The following is a 4,911-nucleotide window of genomic DNA, read 5'->3' as shown; positions in this document are numbered from 1 at the left end:
GCCATCTCGTCGACCGCCAAACTTACAGGACACGACGCTCGGCCGCACTGGCCGAGTGGCAAAATCTCGCCGCCTGACGTAATCTCGATCTGGCTTTTGGTGTGCCGATCGGAGACGAGTTGCGGTTAAACTGACAGCGCCGCCGCCATAAAGTTTATGAAGAGCCTGCTCAAGAAGCAAAAAATATCGCCCACTCTGATCGTCACTGACAAGCTGCGATCATATCACGCAGCATTTCGCGAATTAGGCCTAACTACTGAGCATATTGATAATAAACACGCCAACAATCGAGTAGAAAATTCGCACCAACCGGTACGACGGCGGGAGCGAAAGATGCAGCGGTTCAAATCGCCCGGTTCAGCTCAACGCTTTCTCAATGTCCATGCAGCAACTTACAACCACTTCGACCTCCAACGTCATCTAATCAATCGGCCTTTGTTCAAGAAGTTGAGAGATCATGCTTTCAGCGGCTGGAAAGCTGCAGCCCTGAATGTCTAATCACCAAACCGCTAACAATCTTGCGCCTCGGCCAAGTTAATGTGACAATGCCTTCCTTATCAGCTCAATCGCATCAATCACTCAGCTATCCTCTTGAATTCGAGCTCAGGAAAACCTGCATCAGCCGATTGGTCCAGAATGTCGTAGTAGACATTCGCGCCGCCAAAATAGACCAGCACTCGCGGTGCCTTGTCTTCCCGATTTGCGCCCATCATCCAAGAATTTACCTTATCGCCCTCAGCCATGAGCGTCTGTCGGTGAATATCAGCAGTCTGTGCCGTCCACGCAAGCGCCGCTTCCTCACGCGGATTGAAGATGTCAAACTCCTCGCGCTCCATCTTCTCAATGCAGCGGGTTATCCAGATGACATTTTGCTCGATAGAGGTAGGTAGGTTGGCGAACGGCGCTTGAGGCCCAGTGATGATGAACATGTTCGGGAAGTCTGCCACGCACACCCCCATGATACACTCGGACACTGTCTGCCATTTTTCGCGTAGTGTCTGGCCACTGCTCCCACGGATGGGGAAGGCTTCTAGCGCACCGGTATAAGCTTCGAACCCGGTTGCCAGCACGATTATGTCGAAGTCGTAGTGGCTATCGGTTGTGCGGATGCCGGTTTCAGTGATTTCGGTTATCGGTTCGCGGTTTTTTATATCCACTAGGTGAACATTGTCTCGATTGAAGGCTTCCAAATAACCATGATCCAGAGGCGGGCGCTTGGCAAACAGCGGGTAATCCTCTGCCTTGGGTGTCAGCAGTTCGGCGGTTTCGGGATCTTCGATCCGCTCTTTCATCTTTGCTATGATGAACTCCGATGCCAACCGGTTGGCTTCCGGGTTGGTGAGCAGATCGTCGAAGGTTTCGAAAACCCAACGGAAACTGCCCGTCCAGTTTTCTTCAAAGATACGCTGCCTCTCTTCTTCAGAGGTATCTACCGCATTGCGCCCAGGAGGAGCATTGAAGGCCATGCCAAATGCGTGACCGCGGCACTTGGCGACAATTTCGTCGTAATTTTCTTTGATCTCCATTGCCCACTCCGGCGTCATCGGCTGTTGCATCGCCGGTAGAATATAATTTGGTGTCCGCTGAAACACTGTTACACTGCTAGCGGTCTCGGCTAGGACAGGGACCATCTGGACGGTAGACGCTCCAGCCCCGATAATGCCAATACGCTTACCAGCGTAATCCAGGCCTTCTTGAGGCCAGCGCGAGGAATGGAAGATGGGGCCTTTAAATCGATCCTTACCCTCAATCTTCGGGAGCAACGGCTGAGATATCATGCCCATGCCACTGATAAAATATTTGCAGGTAAAGCTGTCGCCTGCACCAGTTGTAACGCGCCAGATACCACGATCTTTGAGATATTGAGCATCCACGATCTCGGTATTAAGCTGGATGTGGGGCCACATTTCACATTTGTCGGCAACAAAGTGCATGTAGCTTTGGGTTTCCTTCCGATCCGGATACCGTTTGGTCCAGGTCCACTCTTGCAGCAATTCTTTGGAGAAAGTGAGACAGTAATAATAGCTCTCACTATCAGTGGCTGCGCCAGGATAACGATTCCACGTCCATGTGCCGCCGATGTCCGATGCCTGATCGAAGATCCGGACAGTTAGCCCTACGTCACGCAAATAATGGATGAGAGCCAGTCCCGCAAAACCGGCGCCGATGCCGATAACATCATAGTCGACTTCGGATTGCCCAGCCTTTCCCGTTGCCTGACTCTTGCCAATGCTAGTGTTTTTAATGGTCATCAGTCATACCTTCCTCGTATCCAAGACGGCACCTTGCTTGGTATCCGTTAATTGTCGTCTAAAGTTTTCGTTGCATATGAATTGGCGTATCTTGTTCGCTTGCGTCCGCAGGGTTGTTTGACAAAAGCCGAGCCTCTGCCTCGTCGATCCCGATGTCCCGCAAGATGGCCTCGCGGTGGGAATCTGGCTGCCACATAGTCGGCATGACCGGCTCGGTAGCCATAAAGCGGGGTGCCGGACGAGGTTGCACGAAGCCATTGTCTTCAACATAGCTATCCCGCGCGAGATTGTGATGGTGTGTCAGAGCCTCCTCCATTGTTAGCACCTCGCTAAAACAACAATCTTGGTCCTGTAATTTCTTCGTCCATATTTCGCGTGGGGAAGCTAAGAAAATTTTGGCCAGACGGGACTTCATCGCGGGCCATTTTGTTTGGTCGTGTTGATCAGCAAAAATAGGGTCGTCACACAGATCCATTGCTTCGAGCAGGCGCGCAAAGAACTTACTTTCAATGGCGGCGATCGCAACAAAAGCGCCGTCAGCACACGCATAGCAGCTATAGAATGGTGCGCCCCCATCGAGCAGGTTTTGACCTCGTTGCGCCTCCCACATCCCGTTGTGTTTGAGTGACCACATGCCTGCCATCAGCGTCGCAGCGCCATCTGCCATACTGCAATCAATGACCCGTCCATTTCCGCTTTGCCGTGCTGCGAGCAGAGCTGTGACGAACCCGAAAGCCAGCATCATCCCGCCGCCTCCATAATCACCGATAAGGTTTAATGGCGGTACTGGCGGCTGCCCATCGACCCCCATTGCGGCAAGGGCTCCGCTGAGCGAAATATAATTTAGGTCATGCCCTGCCTTATCGGAAAGCGGACCTGCCTGACCCCAGCCGGTCATACGCCCATAAACTAACGCCGGATTGATTTTCATCAAAATATCAGGGCCTAACCCAAGACGTTCGGCAACGCCTGGTCTAAAACCTTCGATCAGGCCATCAGCCGACTCGATAAGTTTCGTAACAATTTCCACGGATTTGGGTTGTTTCAGGTCAAGCGTAATTGACCGACGAGATCGCAACAGGACATCGCGTCGCTGATCTTGACCAATTGGATCGTTACCTTCGGGGCGATCGATACGAATCACCTCGGCCCCATGATCGGCAAGCATCATGCCGCAGAAAGGTGCGGGACCAATTCCGGCTAGTTCTATTACGCGTACACCTTCAAGTGGAGCGCGCATTAGGCCACCTTCCATACTTGTCTCTCCTATTCTTGATTAGGCGCATTCATACGGCTCTAACGGCCGATGATTACGATATTTGTTTGCGTCTAGCAACTTAATCATTTGTGGTATGTCGATCAGGTGGTAGACCTTTATTTAGAAGAAAATGAAGATGATAAGGTCACGGGTTTAAGTCGCGTATACGAAACGCGTCTTCGGTCAATTCTCGATACATCCTAAATTGTTTGGCTAAATCGACACTGCTTTCTGCGACCAGCCACTGGTAAATCGTTCCGAAAATAAAACTAGAAAACTGAAATGCGTAGCATTCTGGATCTACGACAGGATTAATTTCACCGGTCTCTATTCCTTCGCGAACCCAAGAAGCGACATCTTTGCGATATATTTCGTGGTAGTCGGCCAAGTGACTGCGAACTTCGTTATCAGTGCTGATGGATTCAAACCAGAGAATGTACATCGCTTTCATGTATTGGGAATGGTGCACCAGAAATCCCTCAACCACACATAGCGCCGATAGACAAGCTCGAGTTCCGGTCTGGTGGCCAACCTTACTCGCCAGTTCCTCTGCCCATTTATCATTGAACCGTACTACCAGCTGTCCAAATAGCGCCTGCTTTGATCCAAAGCGATTACTAGCAAGTCCACGGCTATAGCCCGCACGCTCCCCAATGGCCTTCAACGTAGTCGAATGGGTCCCTTCCTCAATTATAATCTGCTTAGCTGCTTCAAACATGCGTTCGTCAGAAAGCGCGGTGCGTTCCGCTTGAGTGCGACGGCCATTCGTCGGTCTGAGGCGTTTTTTAGCGACGTCCATGGAATTGCTGTTCGTGGCTTTCCGTAGGGTGAATTTGTCGAGCTTAGTTGGAGAGGTTTTCATGCGAGAATGTCTACGCGAAGATATTGTATGCTGCCAGAGGCTACCTGCTCACGTAGAGCCAGTTTGTCAACTTTGCCGACGCCGGTAAGCGGCAAGTTCTTAACCTCCGCCCAGTATTCGGGCACCCAAAACCGGGCGACGTGCGTTGTCAGTTGACCGCGCAACAGTGCCCAGTCGGGTGTAACATTGGTTTGTGAGGTAACGATTGCTAGAGGCCGCTCTTCCCAGCGCTCATCGGGCACTGCGATGACAGCGGCTTCGTCAATCCCTGGCAAATCAGCAATGTGGTTTTCGAGCTCAGCTGAGGAAATCCATTCACCACCGGACTTGATGAGATCCTTCAACCGATCCGTGACTTGCACATAGCCACGATCATCGATGGTTCCGGCGTCGCCAGTATCTAGCCAGCCGTCCTCGGTCAGGACGTCGCCCACGCCATGATAGCCACCCGCGATCCACGGCCCTCGCAGCTGCAATCGCCCGACGACAATACCGTCTTCGCTGAGACGCTCACCATTGTCATCCAATATCCGGACCTC

General features: G+C 51.9%; 3 protein-coding genes and 2 pseudogenes. 1 reads left to right on the top strand and 4 read right to left on the bottom strand.

Annotation, left to right across the window (positions count from 1 at the left end; all coding sequences use genetic code 11):
• Positions 1-144: 144 nt before the first annotated feature.
• A pseudogene (locus ACESNI_RS18240) lies at positions 145-498 on the top strand (DDE-type integrase/transposase/recombinase); the annotation flags it as partial.
• 77 nt (positions 499-575) lie between these two features.
• Here the strand turns inward: ACESNI_RS18240 and ACESNI_RS18235 are convergent.
• From ACESNI_RS18235 to ACESNI_RS18220, 4 genes and pseudogenes are all read right to left on the bottom strand, one after another.
• Positions 576-2,252, bottom strand: coding sequence for a flavin-containing monooxygenase (locus ACESNI_RS18235; protein WP_373089669.1), 1,677 nt, complete (start codon positions 2,250-2,252; stop codon positions 576-578).
• 58 nt (positions 2,253-2,310) lie between these two features.
• A complete protein-coding gene (locus ACESNI_RS18230; protein WP_373089667.1) occupies positions 2,311-3,507 on the bottom strand; it encodes a CaiB/BaiF CoA transferase family protein in 1,197 nt (398 codons plus the stop codon).
• 148 nt (positions 3,508-3,655) lie between these two features.
• Positions 3,656-4,372: a TetR/AcrR family transcriptional regulator gene (locus tag ACESNI_RS18225; RefSeq protein ID WP_373089665.1), complete on the bottom strand. Its 717-nt coding sequence runs from the start codon at positions 4,370-4,372 to the stop codon at positions 3,656-3,658.
• Positions 4,369-4,911, bottom strand: a pseudogene (locus tag ACESNI_RS18220) (fatty acid--CoA ligase); the annotation flags it as partial. The gene ACESNI_RS18225 and the pseudogene ACESNI_RS18220, both read right to left, overlap by 4 nt.

This window comes from Sneathiella sp. (assembly GCF_041689005.1).
Lineage (GTDB): Bacteria > Pseudomonadota > Alphaproteobacteria > Sneathiellales > Sneathiellaceae > Sneathiella.
The sequence above is the reverse complement of the archived record's forward strand: the minus strand, read 5'-3'. Positions and strand labels throughout refer to the sequence as shown.

Excerpts from the sequence above, each read along its gene's own strand:
- ACESNI_RS18235 (WP_373089669.1), bottom strand. The coding sequence starts at position 2,252 with ATGACCATTAAAAACACTAGCATTGGCAAGAGTCAGGCAACGGGAAAG.
- ACESNI_RS18225 (WP_373089665.1), bottom strand. The coding sequence starts at position 4,372 with ATGAAAACCTCTCCAACTAAGCTCGACAAATTCACCCTACGGAAAGCC.
- ACESNI_RS18230 (WP_373089667.1), bottom strand. The coding sequence starts at position 3,507 with ATGGAAGGTGGCCTAATGCGCGCTCCACTTGAAGGTGTACGCGTAATA.